Origin of the sequence: Salinicola sp. CPA57 (assembly GCF_003206035.1) — a bacterium.
Taxonomy (GTDB): domain Bacteria; phylum Pseudomonadota; class Gammaproteobacteria; order Pseudomonadales; family Halomonadaceae; genus Salinicola; species Salinicola socius.
On sequence record NZ_PZJR01000009.1, the window covers coordinates 160149 to 184688 of the forward strand.

General features: G+C 63.1%; 20 protein-coding genes. 10 read left to right on the forward strand and 10 right to left on the reverse strand.

Going from position 1 to position 24540, the window contains the following annotated elements; all coding sequences use genetic code 11:
- The first annotated feature begins 1 nt into the window (after window position 1).
- Window positions 2–658, forward strand: coding sequence for an outer membrane lipoprotein chaperone LolA (lolA, locus tag DOM36_RS10595; protein ID WP_075569897.1), 657 nt, complete (start codon window positions 2–4; stop codon window positions 656–658).
- 122 nt (window positions 659–780) lie between these two features.
- Here lolA and DOM36_RS10600 read toward each other — a convergent pair whose 3' ends face one another.
- A complete protein-coding gene (locus DOM36_RS10600; RefSeq protein WP_075569896.1) occupies window positions 781–2133 on the reverse strand; it encodes a replication-associated recombination protein A in 1353 nt (450 codons plus the stop codon).
- Window positions 2134–2500: 367 nt separating this feature from the next.
- Here DOM36_RS10600 and DOM36_RS10605 point away from each other — a divergent pair, with 367 nt between their 5' ends.
- From DOM36_RS10605 to DOM36_RS10635, 7 genes are all read left to right on the forward strand, one after another.
- On the forward strand, window positions 2501–3043 hold the full coding sequence (locus DOM36_RS10605) for a hemerythrin domain-containing protein (RefSeq protein ID WP_075570013.1): 543 nt from the start codon (window positions 2501–2503) through the stop codon (window positions 3041–3043).
- 109 nt (window positions 3044–3152) lie between these two features.
- The gene (locus DOM36_RS10610) at window positions 3153–4052 is read left to right on the forward strand and encodes a LysR family transcriptional regulator (RefSeq protein WP_110643074.1); all 900 of its coding nucleotides are present in this window, start codon (window positions 3153–3155) and stop codon (window positions 4050–4052) included.
- The gene (gene murI, locus DOM36_RS10615; protein ID WP_075569894.1) at window positions 4045–4902 is read left to right on the forward strand and encodes a glutamate racemase; all 858 of its coding nucleotides are present in this window, start codon (window positions 4045–4047) and stop codon (window positions 4900–4902) included. Before DOM36_RS10610 ends, murI begins: the two co-directional genes overlap by 8 nt.
- Window positions 4903–4990: 88 nt before the next feature.
- Entirely contained in the window at window positions 4991–6115 is a 1125-nt protein-coding gene (gene trmA / locus DOM36_RS10620; RefSeq protein WP_110643075.1) for a tRNA (uridine(54)-C5)-methyltransferase TrmA, read from the forward strand.
- 206 nt (window positions 6116–6321) lie between these two features.
- Window positions 6322–11154, forward strand: coding sequence for an NAD-glutamate dehydrogenase (locus DOM36_RS10625; RefSeq protein ID WP_110643076.1), 4833 nt, complete (start codon window positions 6322–6324; stop codon window positions 11152–11154).
- Window positions 11155–11355: 201 nt separating this feature from the next.
- Window positions 11356–12471: a hypothetical protein gene (locus DOM36_RS10630; RefSeq protein WP_110643077.1), complete on the forward strand. Its 1116-nt coding sequence runs from the start codon at window positions 11356–11358 to the stop codon at window positions 12469–12471.
- 262 nt (window positions 12472–12733) lie between these two features.
- Complete coding sequence (locus DOM36_RS10635; RefSeq protein ID WP_075569890.1) at window positions 12734–13762, forward strand: quinone-dependent dihydroorotate dehydrogenase; 1029 nt, start codon at window positions 12734–12736, stop codon at window positions 13760–13762.
- Window positions 13763–13999: 237 nt separating this feature from the next.
- On the opposite strand, the gene rmf is transcribed toward DOM36_RS10635, so the two are convergent.
- On the reverse strand, window positions 14000–14209 hold the full coding sequence (gene rmf, locus DOM36_RS10640; RefSeq protein ID WP_075569889.1) for a ribosome modulation factor: 210 nt from the start codon (window positions 14207–14209) through the stop codon (window positions 14000–14002).
- A gap of 253 nt (window positions 14210–14462) precedes the next feature.
- Between rmf and rlmKL the strand changes: the two genes are divergently transcribed.
- Window positions 14463–16655, forward strand: coding sequence for a bifunctional 23S rRNA (guanine(2069)-N(7))-methyltransferase RlmK/23S rRNA (guanine(2445)-N(2))-methyltransferase RlmL (rlmKL, locus tag DOM36_RS10645; RefSeq protein ID WP_110643078.1), 2193 nt, complete (start codon window positions 14463–14465; stop codon window positions 16653–16655).
- 237 nt (window positions 16656–16892) lie between these two features.
- Here the strand turns inward: rlmKL and DOM36_RS10650 are convergent, their stop codons facing one another.
- Window positions 16893–17168: a WGR domain-containing protein gene (locus tag DOM36_RS10650; RefSeq protein ID WP_075569887.1), complete on the reverse strand. Its 276-nt coding sequence runs from the start codon at window positions 17166–17168 to the stop codon at window positions 16893–16895.
- A 243-nt stretch (window positions 17169–17411) separates the two neighbouring features.
- Between DOM36_RS10650 and pdxB the strand changes: the two genes are divergently transcribed.
- Entirely contained in the window at window positions 17412–18563 is a 1152-nt protein-coding gene (pdxB, locus tag DOM36_RS10655) for a 4-phosphoerythronate dehydrogenase PdxB (protein ID WP_110643079.1), read from the forward strand.
- 46 nt (window positions 18564–18609) lie between these two features.
- Here the strand turns inward: pdxB and DOM36_RS10660 are convergent, their stop codons facing one another.
- From DOM36_RS10660 to htpX, 7 genes are all read right to left on the reverse strand, one after another.
- The gene (locus DOM36_RS10660) at window positions 18610–19365 is read right to left on the reverse strand and encodes a siderophore-interacting protein (protein WP_110643080.1); all 756 of its coding nucleotides are present in this window, start codon (window positions 19363–19365) and stop codon (window positions 18610–18612) included.
- 12 nt (window positions 19366–19377) lie between these two features.
- Window positions 19378–19800 carry a MarR family transcriptional regulator gene (locus DOM36_RS10665; protein WP_110643081.1) on the reverse strand — a complete coding sequence of 141 codons (423 nt, stop codon included), beginning with the start codon at window positions 19798–19800 and terminating at the stop codon, window positions 19378–19380.
- Between the two features lie 125 nt (window positions 19801–19925).
- A complete protein-coding gene (locus DOM36_RS10670; protein ID WP_075569883.1) occupies window positions 19926–20681 on the reverse strand; it encodes an anti-sigma factor in 756 nt (251 codons plus the stop codon).
- Window positions 20678–21256 (reverse strand): sigma-70 family RNA polymerase sigma factor, encoded by a 579-nt coding sequence (locus DOM36_RS10675; RefSeq protein WP_083941722.1) that lies wholly within the window; start codon window positions 21254–21256, stop codon window positions 20678–20680. Before DOM36_RS10675 ends, DOM36_RS10670 begins: the two co-directional genes overlap by 4 nt.
- Before the next feature lie 180 nt (window positions 21257–21436).
- Window positions 21437–21958 carry a DUF3455 domain-containing protein gene (locus DOM36_RS10680; RefSeq protein ID WP_075569882.1) on the reverse strand — a complete coding sequence of 174 codons (522 nt, stop codon included), beginning with the start codon at window positions 21956–21958 and terminating at the stop codon, window positions 21437–21439.
- A gap of 125 nt (window positions 21959–22083) precedes the next feature.
- Window positions 22084–23346 (reverse strand): cytosine permease, encoded by a 1263-nt coding sequence (gene codB / locus DOM36_RS10685; protein WP_110643082.1) that lies wholly within the window; start codon window positions 23344–23346, stop codon window positions 22084–22086.
- Between the two features lie 283 nt (window positions 23347–23629).
- Window positions 23630–24532: a protease HtpX gene (gene htpX, locus DOM36_RS10690; protein WP_075569880.1), complete on the reverse strand. Its 903-nt coding sequence runs from the start codon at window positions 24530–24532 to the stop codon at window positions 23630–23632.
- Between the last annotated feature and the right edge of the window lie 8 nt (window positions 24533–24540).

A 24540-nucleotide genomic window follows, 5' to 3' on the forward strand; every position in this document is an offset into this window, starting at 1 on the left:
CATGCGCAAGATGAAGATGTTGGCCGTTGCCGGGTCGTTGCTGTTGACGCCGGTGTTGATGACCCAGGCGGCGCTGGCGGATCAGGCCTCCGCCGATCGCCTGACCCATCTGCTCGAGCCGCTGAAGACCTATTCGGCGGACTTCACGCAGCAGATCCTGGATGCATCGGGTTCGAGTCTGCAGGACACCAGCGGGCATATGTGGCTGTCTCGCCCCGGACATTTCCGCTGGGCCGTGAACGAGCCGTATCGCCAGTTGGTGGTTTCCGACGGTGACGAGGTGTCGCTTTACGATCCCGATCTCGAGCAGGTCACCATCCAGCCGCTGGATGACCGCGTCACCCACACGCCGGCACTGCTGCTCTCCGGGAGCGCCTCGGAGCTCTCCGACAATTACGACGTGTCGCGACAGCAGCAGGGCGCCAGCGAGACCTTCACCCTGGTGCCGCAGGCCAACGATACCCTGTTCGAGCAGCTCAAGCTGACCTTCTACAGCGAGAAACTCGATGCGCTGCAGATGACCGACAGCACCGGACAACGCACCGCGATCGACTTCGACAATGCGCAGACCAACGTCGATATCGATCCCGCCCAGTTCCAGTTTCAGGCCCCCGAGGGCGCTGACGTGATCCGAGAGCAGTCGCCCGCGACGCCGTAACGCTTTCGTCCGTCAGTCGACTCGCCCCCGCCGTGGTTGCCACGACGGGGGCGAGTGCTTTTGGCAGCCATCAGACACGAGCGGCTCTTGCTGATAGTCCCTGCCGCTCCGAACGTGGCGGATCAGGCGCCGCCGTCAGCCTGCCGATCCAGTTCCTCTCGCCACGCCTGCATCTGCTGAAAGCGCTTCTCCTGGCCGTAGTCGCTGGGTTCGTAGAAGCGGGTTCTAGGCAGCTCTGGAGGCCAGCAGTCGTGTTCGGCGCCGGCGGGATAGCCGTTGGGTTCGCTGTGGGCATATCGATAGCCGTCGCCGTAGCCCAGCGACGACATCAGCTGGGTCGGTGCATTGCGCAGATAGACCGGCACTTCCAGGTCGGGATGCTGGGCGACGAATGCCTTGGCCTGGCTCCAGGCCTGATCGATGCGATTGCTCTTGGGCGCGATCGCCAGGTGGATTGCGGCATGGGCAATGGCACGCTGACCCTCGTAGTCGCCCAGACGTAGGTAGGCATCCCACGCCGAGATGACCAGAGGCAGCGCGCGCGGATCGGCGTTACCCACGTCCTCCGATGCGATGGCGGCCAGTCGCCGGACGATGTCCAGCGGATCGCCGCCGCCACTGATGAACTGGGCAATGTAAAGAAGCGCCGAATCGGGGCGCGATGAGCGCACCGACTTGTGAATCGCCGAGAGCAGGTCGTAATAGTGCTCTCCCTGTTTGTCGAAGGCGGCGCCCTGATGGCCGATCACTTCGACCACGGCATCGCGATCGAGGTGTTCGCCATGTTCGTCGCTCTTGGCGAAATCGCAGGCGGTTTCCAGCAGGCCCAGGGCGCGGCGTGCGTCTCCGGAGGCTGCGCGAGCGAGAATCGAGAGCGTGTCGTCGCTGGCGCGAATGTTGCGTGCACCCAGCCCCAGCGTCTCGTTGCCGAGGGCGCGTTTCAGGACCGTGATCAGCTCGCTCTCGTCGAGCGTCTTCAGCACGTAGACCCGGGCCCGGGACAGCAGCGCCGAGTTGACCTCGAACGAGGGGTTCTCGGTGGTGGCACCGATCAGGGTCAGCAGGCCGGATTCGACGTGAGGCAGCAGGGCATCCTGCTGGCTCTTGTTGAGACGGTGGATCTCGTCGAGAAACAGCAGCGTCTGGCGCTCGCGCATCTGGCCTTCCCGCGCTCGCTCCACCGCCGCGCGAATGTCCTTGACCCCGGCCATCACGGCAGAAAGCTGCTCGAGTCGTGCGCCGGAGGCCTCGGCCAGGATCTCGGCCAGCGTGGTCTTGCCCACGCCCGGTGGCCCCCACAGAATCATCGAACGCACGCTGGCGGTTTCCGCCATGCGTCGCAGCGGCTTGTCGGGCCCGACCAGTGCCTGCTGACCGATGTAATCGTCAAGCGTGCGCGGTCGCATACGGTAGGCGAGCGGCGCGTTGTCCGTGCGGGATTCGCCTCGGGAGGCGTCGTCGGCAAAAAGGTCCATGGCATCTTCCGGGCTGGCTGTCGGCAGCGAAAGCGTACATTTCGCTACAGCGATTCAGACGTTAGGCGTAGAGCGTTTATCGAAAAACCCGCTAGGGTAGGAAATTCTAGCGCGTCGCTGGAGGTAGACCCAATCGATCGTGGGAAGGGATGCTGGGCGCAACCGACCTGTTCTGGCTGCAAAGGCGCCTTGCTGGCGGTCGTTGTCCGATCTCCGGAGCGCGGACGATGCATTCCGGCACCGCCGTGCGCGTTCCGGATTCACGGTCACGAGTTCCAGAGCCAACTCCGAAGACAGACGCTACACTAGGCGGACACGGCGGTGTTACCCGACATCGCGCTTCACGGACAGGAGACTCACCATGCCCATGCTGACTCAACTGCGTCAGGACCATGCCAACATGGCGCGCCTGCTGCATGTGTTGCAACTCAAGCATAAGACACTGGCCGATGGCGAACGCCCGGACTTTCGGCTGATTCGGGAAGTCGTGGATTACATCCTCGACTACATGAGCGGTTTCACCATTCCGCTGGAACGCATCTGCAGCGATCGACTGGTGGCGCGGGAGTCGGAGATCGGCGATCTGAGCAATCGCCTGGCTGATGACTACCAGCATCTCCATCAGCAGCTGATGCAGCTGTCTCAAAACATCGACATGATCCTGATGGATGGGGTGATGCCGATGGACAAGTTTGCCGATGATCTCAAGTCCTATCTCGAGGCGCATCGAGCCTACCTGCGTGCCGAGCGTGAAGAGCTGTTTCCGCTGATTCGCGAACATTTCGACGAAGAGGATCTGGCGCGGCTTGCCCAGGAGCTGCCGCCTCAGGCGGGCGCCGAGCTGGCGCGTTTGCAGGAGGCCTATCCGGAGCTCTACACGGAATTCCGAGAGGCACCGTCACCGCTGTAGCCTGAACGTCATCCACCGCCGAACCTGTCATTCTCCCGACGACGATCGCCACTGCGCGATCGTCGCCGCTTGCGTAGAATGAGCCACAGGAACGGGGACAGGAGGCAGGATGGATCGACTGCAGGCGATGCAGGTATTTCGTGCGGTCATCGACGCCGGTAGCTTCGCCGGTGGAGCTCGGCGTCTGGGCGTCTCCAACGCCATGGTCAGCAAGCAGGTGTCCCGGCTGGAAGAGGCCCTCGGAGTGCGGCTGCTGGTGCGCACCACGCGGCGCCTACAGCTCACCGCGGAAGGAGAGCGTTACCTGACGACGGCCAGTCGCCTGCTCGACGAGTTGCAGGAACTGGAAGCGGGGATCGGCGAACAGCGCGGCGAAGTGCGGGGTCGTCTACGGCTCTCGGCACCGGTGGATTTCGGCGCCCGTTCGCTGATGCCGGCACTGCAGGCTTTCGAGGCGGCACATCCGGCGGTTTCGCTCGATCTGGTGCTGGAGGACCGGCGAGTCGATCCGCTGGCCGAGGATTTCGATCTGGTCGTGCGCATCGGCGAGCTGGAGGATTCCTGCCTGATCGCACGGCCGCTGATGCGGATGCCGATGCATCTGTACGCCTCGCCGGGCTATCTCGAGCACCATGGTACGCCGCAGCATCCCTGGGATCTCAAGGATCATCGCTGCCTGTACTACACCCTGTCCCGACACGGGCTTCACTGGCCGTTCATGGTCGATGGCGAGCTCCATCGCTTTCGGCTGCAGCCGGCGCTCTCCTGCAATAACGGCCGCGCGCTGGTCGAAGCGGCCGTGCTGGGCATGGGGTTGACACTAAAGCCCGCATCGCTGGCGGCAGCGGAAGAGAGGAGCGGACAGCTGGTTCGTGTACTCGAGGCATTCGAGATGCCGCCGCTCGACGTTCACCTGTTGTACGCCGAGCGCGATTACATGCCAGCTCGCCTGCGTGCGCTGATCGACGCCCTGCTCGACTATTTCGGTGGCGGCACGCCATATGATTGATGCGCTGATTTTCGATTCGGGGGCGGGGGGGCTTTCGGTCAGCGCCGATATTCGTCGTCGGATGCCGTGGCTATCCTTGGGCTACGTCTGTGACAATGCCGCACTGCCTTACGGTACAAAGGACGAGGTCTGGTTGTTGGCGCGGATCGTTGCCGTTTGCATCCGCGCCTGTCAGCAGGCTCGACCCCGCGCCTTGGTAGTGGCGTGCAACACGGCCAGCACCCTGGCGCTGGAGGCGCTCAGGGCTCGGCTGTCGATACCGGTCATCGGTACCGTTCCGGCGATCAAGCCTGCCGCGGAGATGACCCGAAGCCGCGCGATCGGCCTGCTCGCTACGCACGCAACCGTTCATCGCCCTTATCTGGATAGGCTGATCGCCGACCACGCGCCTGACTGTCGGGTCGTCCGCGTGGCCGCTGACGCACTGGTCATCGAGGCCGAACATCGGCTTCAGGGGCGGGCGGTGGATCTCGAGCGGCTGCATCAGGCCGTCGAACCGCTCAGGGTCGCGCCAGACGTCGATGTCGTGGTGCTGGGCTGCACGCATTTCCCGCTGCTGCGTGACTGCCTGGCGCCCTTGATGCCGCCGGAGGTCGCCTGGATCGACTCGGGGCAAGCCATCGCCAGGCGTCTCGAGTCCGTGCTCGCCAACGGGCCGATGACTGGTGTGACGACGGCGGCGACAGGGGGGGCGGTCGAAGAATCCAGGCTCGGCAGAGGCGTCACGCGCATGGGTTTCGATTTCAGCTGGGCCACGGCTGCCACGGTCCAGGGATTGGCGGCGGCGCTGGCGCGCTATGGCTATGCGCCGCCCGCCGCGCTCGAGGTGGCATCACCGAAGGTGCCATAGCCGCGAGGCCGGGATCTCTCCTGTCGACTACCGATTGGCCCGGTTGCCGATGGCCTGATTCAAAGACTTCTTGTTAAGGACTGATGGTTTGGTGATCTTCGATATTGATCCTTCTGGTTACGACGCGCAGCTCGAGGCCAAGCGCGAACGCATCGAACGACAGTTCGCTCGCTTCTCGCCGCCGCCGCTGGAGGTGTTCGCGTCGCCGCCGTCGCACTACCGGATGCGGGCCGAATTCCGGATCTGGCACGAGGGGGACGATCTTTTCTACGCGATGTTCGAGGCCGACCCGGAAGCGCCGCTTCAGCGAGGGCGCGTCGCTCAACGCATCATCCGTGTCGACCGGTTTCCGGTTGCCGGCGAGCGCATCAATGAATTGATGCCACAGCTTTTGGACGCGATCCGGGACGAGCCGCTGATGCGGCGAAAGCTGTTCCAGGTCGAGTTCCTCACCACGTTGAGCGGTGAGTCGCTGGTCACGATGATCTATCACAAGCCGCTCGATGACGCTTGGGAAACCAGGGCTCGCGAGCTGCAGGCCGAGCTTGGCGTATCGCTGATCGGGCGCTCCCGCAAGCAGCGTCTGGTGCTGGACCGTGACCACGTCTGGGAGCGACTGGAGGTGGAGGGTCGCGAGTTTCGCTATCAGCAGGTCGAGAACAGCTTCACCCAGCCCAATGCCGAGATCTGTCGCTCGATGCTGAGCTGGGCGCGGAGTGTGACCCGCGAAAGCGAGGGCGATCTGGTCGAGCTCTACTGTGGCAATGGCAACTTCACGGTGGCGCTTGCAGAGAATTTCCGACGTGTCGTCGCCACCGAGATCTCGCGGACCTCGGTCGCCTCTGCACAGGCCAACCTCGAGGCCAACGGTATCGACAACGTGCATGTGGCGCGGATGTCGGCCGAAGAGTTCGCTCAGGCGTTGATCGGGGAAAAGCAGGGGCGCCGAGTGGCGGCCATGGATCTCGACGAATGCGACTTTTCCACCGTACTGGTGGATCCGCCGCGGGCCGGTCTGGACGCGGAGAGCTGCGCGCCGCTGATGCGCTATTCCCGCATCGTCTATATTTCATGCAACCCCGATACGTTGGCGGTCAATCTCGAACAGTTGAGTCAGACGCACCGGGTGGTCCGGATGGCGTTGTTTGACCAATTCCCCTGGACCGACCACTGTGAGTGCGGGGTATTGCTCGAGCGTCTGCCCAACGCGTGATCCGAAGTGCCATGTCGCCAGCGACATGGCTCAACGACGAGACTTGTCAACCGTTGGCGTGCTCGCGAAGTGCCGCCGGTGATGCATAACCGACATGCGTCATGACGAAGCTTCAACTGAGTAGGGCGCCATGCGGCGCTGACGTAAGCTTCCAGCCTATTGAATGCGGCCGCCATGTTGACGGTCGATGCCAGCCGAGGTGATAGATGCAACACGTCGCGATCGAGGGAAAAACGGAATTTCTGGAACAGCTGCAGGAAAAGCTGTCCAAGCGACTCCCCGAAGATAAGGTCAAGCGGATCACGGCATTCGCCGAGGATCTCTATGCCACCGCGCCTTTCGAAGAGGCAGCGGACCGGCAGCTCGACGATATCTACGGCGCGACGCTGGCGGCTTGGCATTTCATGCGCACCTTCGATCCCGACGAAGCCAAGGTGCGTGTCTTCAATCCCAATTTCGAAACCCACGGCTGGCAATCGCCGCATACGGTGGTGGCGGTGCTGCATCGCGACATGCCGTTTCTGGTCGACTCGGTCCGCATGGAGCTGAATCGCCGCGGTCTGACCCTGCATGCGATCCACAACGCGGTGCTGGCGGTCGAACGTGATTCCCGTCACCACGCGGTGCGGATCACCGGCACCCGTGCCCCGCAGGCCCCCGAGGCCCGCGAGTCGATCATTCTGATCGAGGTGGATCGGCATACCGATAGCGAGACGCTCTCCGATCTCGAACAAGGGCTGCGCGACGTACTGCTCGACGTGCGTACCGCCGTCGCTGATTTCGACCCGATGTGCGATCAGGTTCGCGAGGTCATCGGCGAGCTGGAGAATCAGCCGGCGAACGCTATCTCCGAGGCGGATCAGCAGGAAACCGTCGCCTTTCTCAAGTGGCTGCTGGACGAACACTTCACGTTTCTCGGGTACGCCGAGAGCCGCTTCGTCGGCAGCGGCAAGAAGGCCCGCAAAGAACGGGTCGACGGTAGCGAACTGGGGGTGCTGAAGCTCGACCAGCCGCGCTACCAGGAGCCGGTGCGATTCGAGCAGGACGAAGGTTCGGCGCTGCTGCACTTCGCCAAGAGCGCCTATCACGCTCGCGTCCATCGCCCGACCTACCCGGATTACATCGCCATCACCCGCCACGACAGCAAAGGCAAGGTGATCGGCGAGTGGCGCTTCTTCGGGCTGTTCACCTCGCTGGTCTACAACGAGTCGCCGCGCACCGTGCCGATCCTTCGCCGCAAGGTCCAGGCAGTGATCGATGCAGCGGGGGTCAATCCCAAAGGTCACAATGGCAAGCTGCTGTTGCAGGTGCTGGAAGTGCACCCGCGTGATGACCTGTTCCAGAGCTCCACCGAAGAGCTCAGCCGGACCGCGTTCGGTATTCTCAATATCCGCGAGCGTCGCCGGGTGCGATTGTTCATCCGCGAGGATCGTGCCGGGCAGTTCTATTCCTGTCTGGTTTTCGTGCCGCGTGACATCTTCTCGACGGACCTGCGTCTGCGTATTCAGAATCTGCTGTGCGAGGAGCTAGACGCGACCTTCGCCGATTTCAATCCGTACCTCTCCGAGTCGATTCTGGCGCGGATCCAGTTCACGCTGAGATTCAACGGCGACAAGCCGGTCGAGTTCGACGCGCGTGCGCTGGAGAAGAAGGTGATCAACCTGGCCCGCAACTGGCGCGAGGAGCTCCACGGGGCGCTGATCGAGGCCCTGGGGGAGGAAGCGGGTAACCGCCGTGCCCAGGCCTTCCGCGACGCCTTCCCGGGTAGCTACCGGGACGATTTCTCGGCGCGAACCGCCGCCAATGACATTCGCCATCTCGAAGCGCTCGACGATGGCTCCCCGATCGGCGTCAGCCTCTACCATCTGGCCGAAAGCGCCGCCGACAGCGTCAATCTCAAGCTTTATCATCAAGATACGCCGATTCCGCTCTCCGACATGCTGCCGGTCCTCGAGAACCTGGGGCTGCGCGTCATCAGCGAGCGCCCCTATCGCATCGCAAGCGGCCAGCAGACCTACTGGATCCACGATTTCACCTTCGAGTATCACGGCGTGGGTGAGGTCGACCTGGGCGACATGCGCGACAATTTCATCGATGCCTTCACCAAGATCTGGGTGGGAGACGCGGAGAACGATACCTACAACCGGCTGATCATCGGCGCCGATCTGGACTGGCGTCAGGTCGCCGTGCTGCGGGCCTATGCACGTTACATGAAGCAGCTGCGCATCGGGCTTTCGCAGGCCTACATCGCCAATACGCTGGCGACCCATGCCGATATCACGCGGGGGCTGACGCGGCTGTTCACGCTGCGTTTCTCGCCCGAGACCCAGTTGCCCGAGACCCAGTCGCGCGAGGCGCAGTGCCAGAGCTGCATCGACGAGGTCAATGCGATGCTCGACCAGGTTGCCAGCCTCAACGACGACCTGCTGCTGCGTCGCTATGTCGATCTGATCCAGGCGACCGTGCGGACCAACTTCTTCCAGCCGCGTGAAGATGGCAGCGCCAAGGAGTACATCTCGTTCAAGCTCGAACCGAGCAGGGTGCCGGGCATGCCCAAGCCGCGGCCGATGTTCGAGGTCTTCGTCTATTCGCCGAGGATGGAAGGCGTGCATCTGCGCGGTGGCAAGGTCGCGCGCGGCGGCCTGCGCTGGTCGGATCGCAACGAGGATTTCCGTACCGAGATTCTGGGTCTGATGAAAGCGCAGCAGGTCAAGAACTCGGTCATCGTTCCGGTCGGCGCCAAGGGTGGCTTCATCTGCAAGCGGATGCCGGAAAACGCCGACCGTGACGCCATTCAGGCCGAGGGGATCGAGTGCTATCGGATCCTGATTCGCGGTCTGCTGGACATCACCGACAATCTCGACGGGACGACCGTCGTGCCGCCGCGCACGGTCGTGCGTCACGATCCGGACGACCCCTATCTGGTCGTTGCCGCCGACAAGGGCACGGCCACGTTCTCCGATTACGCCAATGCGATCTCGATCGAGTATGACTTCTGGCTGCGCGATGCCTTTGCCTCCGGCGGCGCTCAGGGCTACGACCACAAGGGCATGGCGATCACGGCCCGTGGCGCCTGGGAGTCGGTCAAACGCCACTTCCGCGAGATGGGGCTGAATACCCAGAAGGACACCTTCAGCGTGCTGGGTATCGGTGACATGGCCGGTGATGTCTTCGGTAACGGCATGCTGCTGTCCGACAAGATTCAGCTGGTGGGAGCCTTCAACCACCGCCACATCTTCGTCGATCCCAAACCCGACGCCGCCAAGTCCTTCGCCGAGCGCAACCGGCTGTTCGCCCAGCCGCGCTCGAGCTGGTCGGATTACGACGAGAAGACGATCTCCGAAGGCGGCGGTATCTTCTCCCGCGATGCCAAATCGATCCCTCTCTCGACGGCGATGAAGAAAGTCTTCGGGATCAAGGAGGACAAGCTCTCGCCCAACGACCTGATCAACGCGATGTTGAAGTCGAAGGTCGATCTGATCTGGAACGGGGGTATCGGTACCTACGTCAAGGCCTCCAGCGAAAGCCATGCGGATGTCGGCGACAAGGCCAACGATGGCCTGCGCATCGATGGACGCGAGCTCAACTGCCGCGTGATCGGCGAGGGCGGTAATCTGGGGCTGACCCAGCGCGGCCGCATGGAAGCGGCGGAAAGGGGCATTCGGGTCAACACCGACTTCATCGACAACGCGGGCGGGGTCAACTGCTCGGATCACGAGGTCAACATCAAGATTCTGCTGGACGGCATCGTTCAGCGCGGCGACATGACCGAAAAGCAGCGCAATCAGCTGCTGGTCGAGATGACCGAAGAGGTCGGCGAGCTGGTCGTGCGCGACAACTATCGTCAGACCCAGGCGCTGTCGCTCTCCGAATTGCAGTCGAAAGAGGGGCTCGGCCCGTACCGTCGGTTCATCAATGAACTCGAAGCGGCCGGCAGTCTCGATCGTGAACTCGAGTTCCTGCCCAGCGACGAACAGCTGATCGAACGCGGCAATGCCGATGGCGGTCTGACGCTGCCGGAACTTAGCGTACTGATCTCCTATGCCAAGAGCACGCTCAAGAGCGATCTTATCGCGGCCGAGCTGCCGGCGGATTCGCAATTGCAGCAGCACGTTGCCAAGGCGTTCCCGGCGACGCTGGCGGAGCGCTATCCGGACGATCTGTATCAGCATCGTCTCAACCGGGAGATCGTGGCGACCCAGATTGCCAACGATCTGGTCGATCACATGGGCATCACCTTCGTGCGTCAGCTGCGCGATTCCACCGGTGCCTCGCGGGTCGAGATCGCCCAGGCGTACGTCATCGCCCGCGACAGCTTCGGTCTCAACCCGCTGTGGGAGCAGATCGAGGCGCTGGACTATCGTGTCGACAGCCAGACCCAGTACACCATGATGCTCGATCTGATGCGGTTGCTGCGCCGGGCGACGCGCTGGTTCCTGCGTCATCGGGGTTCGCTCGGCGTCAAGGAGTGCGTCGAACAGTACGCGCCGCAGCTGGCCCAGCTGCAGGAAGATATCGGCAACCGTCTCAGCGGCGACGAGCGGGAAGCCTGGAGTCAGCGCCGCGATGCGCTGATCGAGGCCAAGGTGCCGGAAGCGCTGGCGTCGATCGTTGCGGCGGCTTCCAGTCTCTACGCGGGGCTCGGCATCATTCAGGCCGCACGGACCAGCGGCGACAAGATCCAGCGGGTGGCCGAGACCTACTACGCTATCGGCCAGCGTCTGGAACTGCCACGCATGATGCAGCAGATCAACACGCTGGAAGTCCGCGATAGCTGGCAGGCGCAGGCGCGGGAGACGTTCCGCGACGATCTCGATCGTCAGCAGCTGGCACTGACGGTCAGGGTGTTGGGCATGTCGGACGCCCCGCGGGAAATCGAACCCCGAGTCGAGCACTGGCAGGAGCAGCATGCGCCGCTGTTCGACCGCTGGAATGCGTTGCTGGCGGAAATCGGAACGGGGGCGCAGATCAGTTTCCCGCTGGTTGCCGTCGCCATCCGTGAACTGGTCGACCTTGCCGAGAGTGACAGCGAGGGCTAAGGTGGCCTGCAGACCGGGCGGCAGCGATGTCGCCCATGTTGGATGGTGCCATTCGGCAACGCTAAGGGCTGCCGGGTGAGCACCGTCAAGTCATGCGTTTATTCAGTTCAGAGGGGTTCGCCGGCCAGCCTTTAAGGTGCTCCGGCGGGCGTCTCTGGTATGCTTTGGCTCCGATTCGGTCGCAGAGTGCAGAGAGGCCCCATGAAGTATCGCGTATTTACCACCTTATTCGTGGCGTTGAGTCTGGCCGGCGCCAGCAGTCAGGCTCTGGCTCAGAGCGAGGCATTGAAGGATGCCCAGGAAGCGGCCAGCAAGGTCGATCTGACCAAGTTCTTCAAGTCCAGTTCGGACGCGCGCAGCCGCAGCTTCTTCTTCGGTGGGCTCCACCAGCACCCGTTCAGCGTCGACAAGGCGGGCCGGTATCAGTTCTCCAGCTCGACTCTGCCGGGCGAATCGGACGATTACAAGATCTCCGCCAAGCTCGTGGACGGCAATGGCAACGTACTGGCCAGCGGTTCGGGGTTGGGGAACACCGGTGGCCTCAAGATGACGGAAACGCTCGAGCCCGGCGATTACTCCCTGCAAGTCTCCGGACAGAAGTTCGGCACCACCAAGACCGGTGGCAACAGCTTCAATATCGACGTGGCGAGACTGGACGCCAGCGGCAACGTGGTTACCAGTGATGAAGGTGGCGTGGACAATGGCGGAGGCATCATGTTCGGTGGCCCCGGTCCCAGCGGCCGGACGACGGCGTTCGTCGACGAGGGCGATCAGGTCGCAACCTTGAGTGCACCGGGCCGTCAGGCTGCCAGCAGTGTTGCCGCAGGTGGCGGCACCGCGCCTCGGACCGGATCGGCAGGACAGGACGATGGAGACGCCACCTTCGGTACCACCAACACCGGGGCCGCTGCGACGCCGAGTTCGGGCGCCGAGGCCACTGCCGCAAGCGGCCACAGCGCCTCGGCCAGCGAGCAGCCGCAGATGCCGGACGCGTTCGACGAGATCGTGGCCGACATCATGATTCGCCAGCAAGGCGAGGTCCTGAGCTTCGATGTCGCCGAAGCGGGCACGGTGTCGATCGAGAGTTCGACCTTCCCCGGCAACGAGGGTACGTATCGCCTTCAGGCCAAGGTTCTCGACGCCAATGGCAGGACGGTGGCCAGTGACGAAGGCTCGCTCGCCAATGGCAATTTCGATATCGAGAGCGTGCTGCAGCCTGGTCGCTACCGCGTCTGGGTGAAGGGCCAGCGGTTCGGGTCGGCAATGAACGGCGCCAACAACTATACGCTTCGGGTTCAGCAACTCGACACGCAGTAAGTCCTGAAAAGACCGACAGGCCCGGNNCCGGGCCTGTCGGTCATGGCACCGGGTTTTACCACTCGCTCTAACCGCTCCTTCGGCACCTTCGTCCCAGAGTATTCCGCTCAAGCGCTTCTGGCCTCGAAGCTTCTGGTCTCGAAGCTTTCGTCTCCAGGCCTCGACTTTCGGGTTCGAGCGCGCAGGGTTCGTTCCGAGGTACCAGGTTGGGATATACTCGCCCGCCGCGACAGACTTCTTTCGTTACCGACGAGATCCATTCATGTACGCCCTCGTTCGCTCGCTGCTGTTCCGGCTAGAGCCGGAAACCGCACACCGCCTGACCCTGACCGCGCTGGATACGGCACATCGTGCCCGACTTTCCGGCATGCTCGGCGATGCCTATGTGGCATCGACGTCCGTGGACCTGATGGGCTTGACCTTCCCCAATCGAGTGGGACTGGCGGCTGGTCTCGACAAGAACGCCGACCATCTGGACGCGCTGGGTGCTCTGGGCTTCGGTTTCGTCGAGGTCGGTACGGTAACCCCCAAGCCGCAGCAGGGGAACGCCAAGCCGCGCCTGTTCCGGTTGACCGGCCCCCAGGCGATCATCAACCGGATGGGATTCAACAACGCGGGTGTCGATCACCTGGTCGCCAACGTGCGCAAGAGCCGCTACAACGGCGTCATCGGCATCAACATTGGCAAGAACCTGACGACTCCGGTCGAGCGCGCGGTGGATGATTACGTGACCTGTCTGCGCAAGGCGCACGGTGCCGCGCACTACATCACGGTGAACATTTCCTCGCCCAACACGCCGGGGCTGCGCAATCTCCAGTTCGGTGATCATCTCGATGGCCTGCTGAGCGCGCTGAAGGCCGAGGTGTCCAAACTCGACGCCGAGCGCGGCCATCGTGTGCCGCTGGCGGTCAAGATCGCCCCGGACATGACGCACGACGAGATGGCGCTGGTCGCGAACACGCTTCAGGCGAACGATATCGACGGTGTCATCGCGACCAACACCACGGTGTCCCGCGAGCACGTGACCGGCATGCCCCACGCCCATGAAGCCGGAGGACTGTCGGGAGCGCCGCTGTTCGCGAGCTCGACGGCAGTGGTTCGAGAGCTGCGAAAATTGTTGCCGACGATGCCGATCATCGGCGCGGGCGGTATCGACAGCGGTGTTCGGGCGAGCGAGAAGTGCCAGGCGGGCGCCGACCTGGTGCAGCTCTATACCGGTTTCATCTATCGCGGACCGGAGCTGATTGGCGAGTGCGTGCGAGCGACGCAGCTCGATAGCGCCCAGGCTTGAGCATGCCGACAACGTCAGAGCGCCGGTGGTCGGTCAAGCGGCCTGACGAAGACGACCGCGACAGTCGCTGAAACCGGCGTCAGAGCCAGAGCAGTGATGGAAGAGCGGTAATGGAAGAGCGGTGATAGATCGGAAATGAAGCCGGCCGCAGCCGTGTCCGGGCGTGGATTGTACTATGCGGGCATCATAAAAAGGCCCGCCGGTGGCGAGCCTTGAGGGTATTGAAATCAGCGCCAGCTACGTCATCACCGTCGGGTTCTTGTGGATGCCCGAAACGCCCGTCATTCCGGCCCATTGGTCGCCGCGACCTTCACGCCAACCGCTCATCCAGTTTTCGCGCAGATTCACGTCCTGGCTGGGGCATTCGTCGCGTGAGCGACCGACGATCCCTGCCTTGTAGCCGTGAAGAAAAGCCCGCTGGTTACGATCACGTTTCTGTCGTTTCATCGTGTAGTAGCCTCTTGTCAGAGCCAGTGCATCTTCTGAGGAAAACCACAGTCCATCGAGTGGCCCGGGGCCGAACTCGACCGACTGCCCGCAAAAAAGTCCGGACAGGCAAACCGCATGCGTTGTTTCGTAGCTACGTCTGATAGCTTTAGTCGAAATGAGAAACGATGTCGATAGGCGTTTCGTCATAAAACGGCTTCTTCACTGAACACACTGGAATATGACCGCTATATAACGGTCGGATGACGCTGCCATGAAAGATGATAACTCCCTGTTAAGCCTCTACATCACCTGCCCCTGGGGTATCGAATCCCTGCTGGCGGAAGAGATCGCCGATCTCGGGGGCGAGATACAAAAAACTACCGTCGCCGGACTGCATGCGACCACCGACCGCCAAGGGGCGTATCGGATCTGTCTCTGGTCACGTCTGGCCAATCGGGTGATCCTGACCCTGGGTCGGGAAACCGGTTGCGAGGAACCGGCGGCGATCGTGGCGATGGTCAAGGCAGTGCCCTGGGCCAGTATGCTGAAACCCGGACAGACACTCGCCGTGGACTTTCATGGCCACTCCGCAGCCATTCGGCATACGCGGTTCGGAGCCCAAGTGGTCAAGGATGGCGTGGTCGATGCGCTACGCGAGGCCGGATGGGAGCGACCCGCCATCGATCCCCGCGAGGCCGACGTGCGCCTGTATGCCCACCTCCACAAGGGCCAGCTGCTGGTCGGTATCGATCTGGTGGGGGCGAGCCTTCACCAGCGCGGCTATCGTCGCGATGCCGGCCACGCGCCGCTGAAGGAGAATCTGGCCGCGGCGCTGCTGGTGCGGGCGGACTGGCCGGCGAGAGCTCGCCGCGGCGAACCGCTGGTCGATCCGATGTGCGGTGCCGGTACGCTGTTGATCGAAGCGGCAATGATGGCGGCCGACGTGGCGCCGCAGCTGAACCGTGAGAGCTTTGCGTTCGAGACGCTGGCCGATGTCGACGCCGAGGGCTGGCAGGAGCTGCGTCGCGAAGCCCGAGCGCGTGCCGATCTCGGCCGGCGTCGCGCCAGGTCGCGGCTGTTCGGCCTGGACCAGAGCCCCCAGGCGATCGCTGCGGCCAGGAGCAACGCCATGCGGGCGGGCATTCCTGCCCTCATCACGCTGTCCGGCGGGTCGGTCAAAGCGCTCGAACGTCCGGCCGAGCTCGGCGAGGACGATGCCGAATCAACCGGCATGGTCATCACCAATCCGCCTTACGGCGAGCGGCTGGGGGAACTGCCCGAGCTGGTGGCGCTCTACAGCGATCTCGGCGAGCGCATGCGTCAGCAGTTTCCGGGCTGGCAACTGGCGCTGTTCACCGGTAATCCGGACCTGGGCCACCGTCTCGGCCTGCGCGCTCACAAACAGTACGCGTTCAAGAATGGCCCGCTGGACTGCAAGCTGCTGCTGATCGATATTGCCGTAAGGGCGGTCCCGGAAAGCGACGAAAAGCGATCGGCCGCTGGGCCGCGGGAGGCAACGCTGAGCGAAGGCGCGCAGATGTTCGCCAATCGGCTGCAGAAGAATCGCAAACGGTTGAACAAGTGGCTCAAGAAGTCCGGCGAGTCCTGCTATCGGCTCTATGACGCCGATATGCCGGAGTACGCGCTGGCCATCGATGTCTACGGTCATCAGGTTCACGTGCAGGAGTACGCGGCGCCGAAATCGATCGAGCCCAGCAAGGCGCAGCGTCGTCTGATGGATGCGTTGAGCGCGATTCCCGTCGCGCTGGACGTCCGTCCCGAGCAGATTCACTACAAGCAGCGTGAGCGCCAGAGCGGCAAGGCGCAGTATCGCAAGCAGGCCGACAGCGGCGACCGCTTCGTGGTCGACGAGGGAAATGCCAGGCTGTGGGTCAACCTCAAGGATTATCTCGACACGGGGCTGTTTCTGGATCACCGCCCGGTACGCCGTCTGCTGGCTGAAAGGGCCAGCGGCAAACGCTTCCTCAACCTGTTCTGCTACACCGGCACGGCGACGGTTCACGCCGCGCTGGGCGGGGCGAGCGACAGCGTCAGCGTGGATCTGTCGAATACCTACCTGGAATGGGCGCGGGACAATTTCACGCTCAACAGGCTCGATCCCAGCCGGCATCGGGTCGTGCGCGACGATTGCCTGCGCTGGCTGGAGACCGCGGGCAGCGAATTCGATCTGATCTTCATGGATCCGCCCACGTTCTCGAATTCCAAGCGGATGGAGGGCACGCTGGATATCCAGCGCGATCATGCTCGGCTGATCGCGCTGGCGATGGCGCGCCTGGCACCGGAAGGGGAACTGATCTTCTCCAACAACCAGCAGCGGTTCAGCCTGGACGCGGCGGTGGCGTCACGCTATCAGGTCGAAGAGATCACCGCGCAGACCTACGATCCGGATTTCACCCGGCGGGCCAATCTGCATCACTGCTTTCGCATTCGGCACCTTGGCTAGGCGCTCGAACGGACCCGTCAGAGCCCAGGTTCTGTCCGAAAAGTCGACGAGCGAAGGCAAGACCGGGGGCGTGGCCAAGGCAAAAATCGATGAAGACGGACCGGGCTGGCGTACCAGTTTACGCGGTGTCAATGAGCATGCGACTCGCTCCGCTCGCCCTTCGGACGTTCTGAACGTTGTTCAGTGAGCCGATTTTTAACGCCGTATGGGCGAGCGCAGGCAGTTTTCAGACAGTGCCTAGTCCAGCAGCGACAGCTGGGCCATGGCCTGCCGCCCCTCGGGGGTATCGTCCTCGGCGTCGAGCACCTTGCGGTAGCCACGCGCCGTCTGGATATGGGAGAGGTCGTCGATCCACATCATGGCCTGATCGTAGCTGTCGGCGACGGCATGCTTGAGGCCGCCATACTGGGTGCCGATCTGGCCCCAGGCGCGGCTGTAGATCCAGTCGCCAAACATGTCCTGGTGCAGATGGACCAGGACATAGTCATGTTCACTTTCCCAACGGACGATCACGCGGACTCCTGCTGCTTGTTGCTCTTCGCTTGTTCATCGCGAATGGCCGGCCTAATATGGCTGCGCCGAGCGTCGCGATTCCGCGACCCCGCGTCGCACCCGACGTCAGGCGCCATTGTAAAGCAAGCCCCGCAGAAATCGACGCCGGTGTCGACGCTTGAGTTCGACATCGGGGCTCACCGAGCCGGCTCGAGGCTGGGCTGAACGACATAAGTCGGCGTTGAACGAGACAAGAGGGTAGTCATGCGCATCCTGGTGGATGAGAACATTCCGCTGGCAGAAGAATTCTTTGGTGAGCTGGGGGAGGTCACCCGCCAGCCCGGTCGCGAGATGACAGCGGCCAGTCTCCGTGGACACGATATCCTGGTGGTCAGGTCGATCACTCCGGTGAATGCCGCACTGCTTGAGGGCGCCGACAAGCTGAAGTTCGTCGGCACCTGCACCATCGGCACCGATCATATCGATACGGGCCTTCTGACCGAACGTGGCATCGGCTTCGCCAGCGCGCCGGGCAGCAATGCCGAATCCGTGGTCGACTACGTGCTCTCCAGTCTGCTGCTGCTGTCCGAAGAAGACGGCTTTTCCTTGTCCGGCAAGACGGTGGGTATCGTGGGCGCCGGTAACGTCGGCGGACGCCTGGCGACGCGTCTCGACAATCTGGACGTCGACTGCCTGATCTGCGACCCGCCACGCGCCGAGGCCGAGAACCGCGAAGATTTTCTCGATCTGGACACGTTGATCGACCGTGCCGACATCATCTGCCTGCACACGCCACTGGTGGCCGATGGCGAACACGCCACTCATCATCTGATGAATCGTCAACGTATCGATGCGCTCAAGCCGGGTACGGTGTTGATCAATGCCGGCCGCGGAGACTGTCTCGATGGCGATGCATTGCGCGAGCGGCTGGAACGTCAGGCCGATCTGCGTACGGTACTCGATGTCTGGGAACATGAGCCGGGCGTCGACGAGGCGCTGTTCGAGCTGGTCGATATCGGCACGCCGCATATCGCGGGCTACAGTGTCGACGGCAAGATGCTGGGCACCGAAATGATCTACCAGGCGGCCATGCGTCATTTCGGGTTGCCGGCGCGCAAGAAGCTCGGTCAGCTCAAGCCCGACCCATGGTTGCGCAAGATCGTGCTGCACAGCTGGACACCGCCGCTGGAAGCGCTGTCGCTATGTGCCCGCGCCTGCTACGACGTTCGCCGCGACATGCTGGCGTTCGATCGCTACCGGCGGCGTCTGGGAATGGCGGCGGGCTTCGATGCCTATCGTCGCGAGTACCCGTCACGGCGGGAGTTTCAGACGCTGCGGGTCGAGCTGAAAAAGAACAAGGGCGGTCTTCGCGACGCCATGGAAGGGTTCGGCTTCAGCGTCAAGCTGGGCAAATAGCCCAGTCTTGCCCCGCCAGAGAGCGCCCGTGCCGACATCCTCGGGGCTAGGCGCTCTCGATTTCCTCTCTTTCCGCGTCCTCGCGCTTGACGGTGCGATGCCCATCCTCGCTGCTGCCCAGTTTCCAGTAGCTCGAAATGTACATGTCCCGCTTGCCGACGCCGCGCTCATCGATCAAATGACGACGCAGCTTGCGCATGGCCGAAAACTCGCAGGCGACCCAGATGCCCGGCGTGCCCGGGATCCAATCGAACTCGCGCAGCGCCGTGACCAGACGATCGCTGTCACTGCCGGGATGCGGATTGATCAACCAGTTGATCCGCATGCCCGCGGGCAGGTCGAACCATTGAATGTCCGCTTCGCTGGTCACTTCGATGATGGCGTAGCCGCTGGCGTCTGGAGGCAGCCGTTCCAGGTTGGCACCGATCGCCGGTAGCGAGGTCATGTCGCCTGCCAGCAGATACCAGTCGGCTGCTGCCGGCAGGCGCTTGACCGGTCCCGGGCCGCCGATCAGAATCGTGTCGCCCGGTTGTGCCGATGCGGCCCAGGTCGCGGCGGGGCCACCATCTTCGTGCAGCACGACGTCGATATCGATGCTGTCTTCGCGCTGATGGCGGACCGTGTAGGTGCGCAGCGTGTCGCGCGCGTCGTCATCGGTCGGAATGATCAGCTTGACGTAGGCGCTTTCCTGGTCGGCTGGAAACTCAGCCATGCCCTCGCCGCCGAACGTCAGTCGCAGCATATGGGGCGTGACGAGTCGTCGGTTCAGCACGGTATAGGGTCTGGGTGCGGGTTTTGGCATCGAAACTCCCGATCAATTCAGGTTGGAAATCATCAACCTCGACAGGCGCAGGAAGGCTTCGAGATCGGCCTGGGTCATGCCGCTCGACAGCCGCGCGTGGGCCTGGCGTTCGCAGGTATCGACCTGCTTCATCACGGCTTGGCCATGGGCAGTCAGCGACAGAATCAGGCTGCGCCGGTCATCCGGATGCGGCGATTTGGCGATAATGCCCGCGTCGAGCAGATCGCGAAGTAGCCGAGTGATCTGGGCCTTGTCGCGCTGGGTGCGATGCGCGATATGCTGCGCGGTGCAGGGCATCTGGCTACGAATCGCCTTGAGCGTGCGAATGTGCGAGACGGTGAGGTCCAGCTCGGCTTCGGCATATGCCTGGCGCAGCGCGCGCTTGTAGGCATGCATGAGCTGATGCAGGGGCTCGCCGACCGTCATGCCTGGCATGTGGCTGCCTTTTCGGTTGATAGTGTCAACCAATTAGGCGCGCGAAGGACGTTATTGTCAACCATTCTCATCAAGTGTCGGAAGGTGTCCTGCAGCGGCCCACGCCGCTGCAGAGTTGCGATGCGCTACAGTTCGACGGCACGACCGATGAACTGAATCGGGCCGGTAGGGCGATCGAGCGGGGAGCCCGTGGCGTCCTCCAGCGTCAACTCGAACAGCTGGTTGTCTTCCAGCGGTGGCAGGTTCTTCAGCGAAAGCTGCTGGGACTCTCCGGGTTGAACGAGACCCAGCGAGACCGGCCCGCTCCAGTCGTCGGCCTTGGTCCAGAATTCCAGCGCCTTGCCCGGTGGCACCTCGAAAGTACCGACCGGTATCAGACTGAGCTGCTGCGATGAGCTCGCCTCGACTACCCAGCCGGCTTGGGTGTGCTGGGGTGTCATCAATACCACCAGATAACGGGACGACGGCGCAGATGACGGAGCCAAGGCCAGCATGGCAGCGAGGCCAGCGACCGCCAGCACGCTGGCGAAACTCACGCCTCGCCACACCGTGACGCTGTCCCACAGCCGTTCCCAGAGCGTGTTCCTGGATGGCGATCGATCCGCCGGGAGCGTCGAAACCGGCCCATCCTGGTGGTCGAGGCTTCGCTCGATGCGCTGCCATAGATGAGGCGTCGGCTCTACCGGCTCGGCCAACGCCGTGTAAGGCTGCAATCGCGATTCCCAGCTCCAGACAGCGGTTCGAAGCGCCGCGTCATGGGCTAGACGATGTTCGACCGCGTCGCGCCGTTCGGCGCTCAGCGTACCCAGAACGTATTCGCCCGCCAGGTCGTCGGTCTCGTCCGGTCCGAGAGGAGACAGTGGCTCGAGATGGTCGGTCATGACAGGCACTCACGCAGCGCCGCCAGACTTCGCTTGATCCAGGCCTTGACGGTCCCCAGGGGACGATCCAGGCGCGCAGCGATCTCCTGATGGCTGAAGCCGTCGACATAGGCGTGGAACAGGCAGTTGCGTCGCTCCGGCGCCAGTTGCCCGAGACAGCGATCCAGCTCTCCATGGCCGAGCCAGTCGAAATGATCCTGGGTATCCGTAGCCGCCTCCTGTGATCGCTCGGCATCGAGCCTTTCGGCCGTATCGTCATCGACGGTCACTTCCCGATGACGGGTTCTGACATGATTGAGTGCCAAGTGACGCGTGACGCTGAATATCCATGTCTTGCCCGAGCCGCGTTGGGCATCGAACGTATGGGCCTTGTTCCAGATGCTCACGAAAGCGTCGTGGATGATGTCTTCGGCGATGCCGCGATCGCCGACGATACGGATCACCACGCCCAGCATGCGGGATCCCTCCTGCGCGTAGAGCCGCTGAAGCGCGTGGCGGTCCCCTTTGGCACAGGCTTCGAGCAGAACGCCATGATCGGACGTCGACTGATTGAGCGCTGCTGTGTCGTCTGTCACACGCACTTTCCTTGAAGCGCACCCCGGTCGGGGCTGATGAGTCTCATACTACGCAACACGGACTCGTCATGGCGAGCCCGTGTTGGCCTGTGGATGAGCGTGGAGTCATCCACTGCGTTGGCAGATCAGCCAGCATTGTCGATCAGTCGGCATTGTCGATCAGCTGGCATTGTCTGTTGATCAGCTGGCTTTCCAGAACAGATAGTCAGCCTGATACTCGACCACTTCCTCGGCGCCTTCGTTGTCGGCGCTGCAGGCCATGTCCGGAGCCACGCCGCCCTGAGTGTTCAGGCGCTGGACGTAGCTGACGCCGGTCATGTGTCCTTCACCCTCGGCCGGGTTGGCTTCGACCAGCTGGAAGGGGATGTTGCCCTCGCCACCTGGCGCGGTAGCCAGCTGAGTACCGGTGATCTTGGAGCCGTCGCTGGATTCCCAGGTGGCCGGCGGGCCGTAGTAGCTGCCGACCTGATTGCCGTCCGCGTCGTTGAGCTTGGCATCCGGTCCCTTGAACACCCATTCGTGCGCGCCATCCTTGATCTCGCAGGCGTAGGTGATCTCGCCGACGCCTACCGTTTCCATGGCGACCTTGTTGCCGTCCGGTACCTGTACGTCTGCCGGCACTCCATCCGCATTTGCCACGAGGCTGAAGGAACCCAGCAGGGCGGCGGTCAGGGTAACGCTGGCTAGCTGTCGAGTTTTCATTGGCGTCTCTCCAAGCGTGAATAGGGCAGAACTTCATGTCCTGCACCGGGGATACACGCGGGCCAGAGATATGGATGCAGACGATCTCGATGCCGTTGAACGGGCCTGGGCCTCGCTGGAGCGGATTATAGTGCCGGCTTCATGGATCGTTGGCCCAGACAGCGACAGCACAGGGGGTAGAGCGCCAGCGCCAGCGCGATGCCGACCAGCGGGGGCACCCATGGAGAGAACCAGGCGCCCAGGGTTGCCAACGCATAGGCGCCGAGCCCGGGAAGATGAAACGCCGGCAACCTGGCAGCGTCGAGTCTGGGATAGTGGCCGCGACGCAGGAAGACGTAGTCGGCAATGATTATGCCCCCCAGCGGCGGGATGCAGGTGCCCAGCGCGATCAGAAAGGGCACCAGCAGCGTATCCATCCCGGCCAGCGCCAGCAGCGTGCCGATCGCCGCGCCGCCCAGCGTCACCCAGCCACGCTGGCGCGTTCGCAGCAGGTTGCAGCCGGCGGCGGCGAAGTTGTAGATGGTGTTGTCCTGAGTGGTCCACAGGTTGAGGAACAGCATGGCCAGCCCGACGACGGTCAAGCCTTGCAGGATCAGTACCTCGACCACATCCGGTTGCTGGTAGACAAACGCTCCCACGGCGCCGATCAAGACCATCAGGCCATTACCGATGAAAAACGCCAACAGGGTCGCCGTGATCGCCTGACGCGGGGTGCGTGCGAAACGGCTCCAGTTGCTGGCCTGCGTCGCGCCGGATACGAAGGTGCCGAAGATGATGGTGATACCGGCTGCCCAGCCCAGCTCGGCACTGGGGGCGGTGGCGGCCAGTCCGGTCCAGCCGCCGCCATCGCGCCAGGCGATGATCATGCTGATGGCAATCAGCAGCGCCATCGCCGGTACCGCCACGTTGGAGAGCAGAGCCAGGCCGCGGTAGCCGATGAAGGCCGTGAGACAGAAACCGAAGCCGAACAGCACCATCAGCGGAGTCGCCCAGTCTGGTGCGAGTCCCAGCGTCGAGACCAGCACGTTGGCGATGGTGGCCACGCCCCAGGCGTACCAGCCGACCTGGGTGATGCCCAGCAGCAGATCGGATAGCGCGCTGCCGCGCTCGCCCAGCGCGAATCGCGACATCAGCGCCGTGCTGAGACCGGAGCGCGCGGCAATGCCGGCGATCGCCGCGGCATAGATGCCCAGCAGCAGATTGCCCACCACGATCAACGCCAGCAGCTCTCCCAGCGGAAACGCCGCACCGAGCTGGCCGCCGGCGAACATGGTCGCGGTGAAGAAGGTGAAGCCCAGCAACAGCAAGGTCAGCGATGCGAAGGGTTTGCGCGCATCGTCAGGCACTTCGCTCAGGGGGTAGTCATTGTCGGCTTGGGGTAGGGGCATGGTTCGATCCTCGCTATGGCAGTCGGCACTGACCAAGCAAGCTGTATGCCGCGGCGCTGAAAAGGGTTATCCATCCGCGTCCTCCACCGGTCGACGGCCCGGCCTGGGTTGCAGGTCTGCACATCTTTGGCGCAGAGCGTGCCGAATCGAGTCGTCGACTTGCCGAAAGGGGGCAGCGCGAGGTAACACTGGCCGGATAGGGGTCGGGGTAGGCCAACGCCCCGCACAGGGCGGGGCGTTGGGAGGGGGCCTGTAGCGTCTCGGGCATCGTCCCGAATGGACGTCAATCCCGGTAGGCGGACTCCTTCAGCGCGCGGATGCGCTCGTCCAGCGGCGGATGGCTGGCAAACAGTTTTTCCATGATCTTGCGCGTTTGCCCGGTAGTGATGGCGAACGCCGTCAGCGAGTCGGGCATCTGGTCCGGCTGGCCGGTTTCGGCTTTCAGTCGGGCCAGTGCATTGATCATGGCGCCGCTACCGGCGTATTTGGCACCGGCGGCATCGGCGCGATACTCGCGGAAGCGGGAGAACCACGCCACGATGATCGACGCCACCAGTCCGAACACGATCTCGGCGACGATCACCACCACGAAATAGCCCATGAAGCCGAGGCCGCCGCCGTTGTCGCGACCGCGCAGAAAACTGTCGACGACCTGGGCCACCACCCGCGCGAAGAACATCACGAAAGTGTTGAGCACGCCCTGGATCAGCGCCAGCGTAACCATGTCTCCGTTGGCGACGTGGCCGATCTCGTGGGCCAGCACCGCACGAATTTCCTCGGGACGCATGCGCTCGAGAAGTCCCTGCGAAACCGCCACCAGCGCGTCGTTCTTGTTCCAGCCGGTGGCAAAGGCGTTGGACTGCTGGGCTGGAAAGATCGCGACTTCCGGCATCTGAATGTTGGCCTGCTGTGCCAGCTCGCGGACGGTGTCGAGCAGCCACTGCTCGGTCGAATTGCCCGGCTGCTCGATCACCTTGGCTTTGGTGCTCATTTTTGCCATCCATTTGGAGATGAACAGCGAGATCAGGGAACCGGCCATGCCGAACACGAAGCAGAAGATCAGCAGGCTGTTCATGTTCAGCCCGTTGGCATTGAGATAGGGCTCGACGCCCAGTAATCGCAACGTGATGCTGGCGACGAGCACCACCGCCAGGTTGGTCGCCAGAAACAGGATGATTCGCATCATCGGTCTTT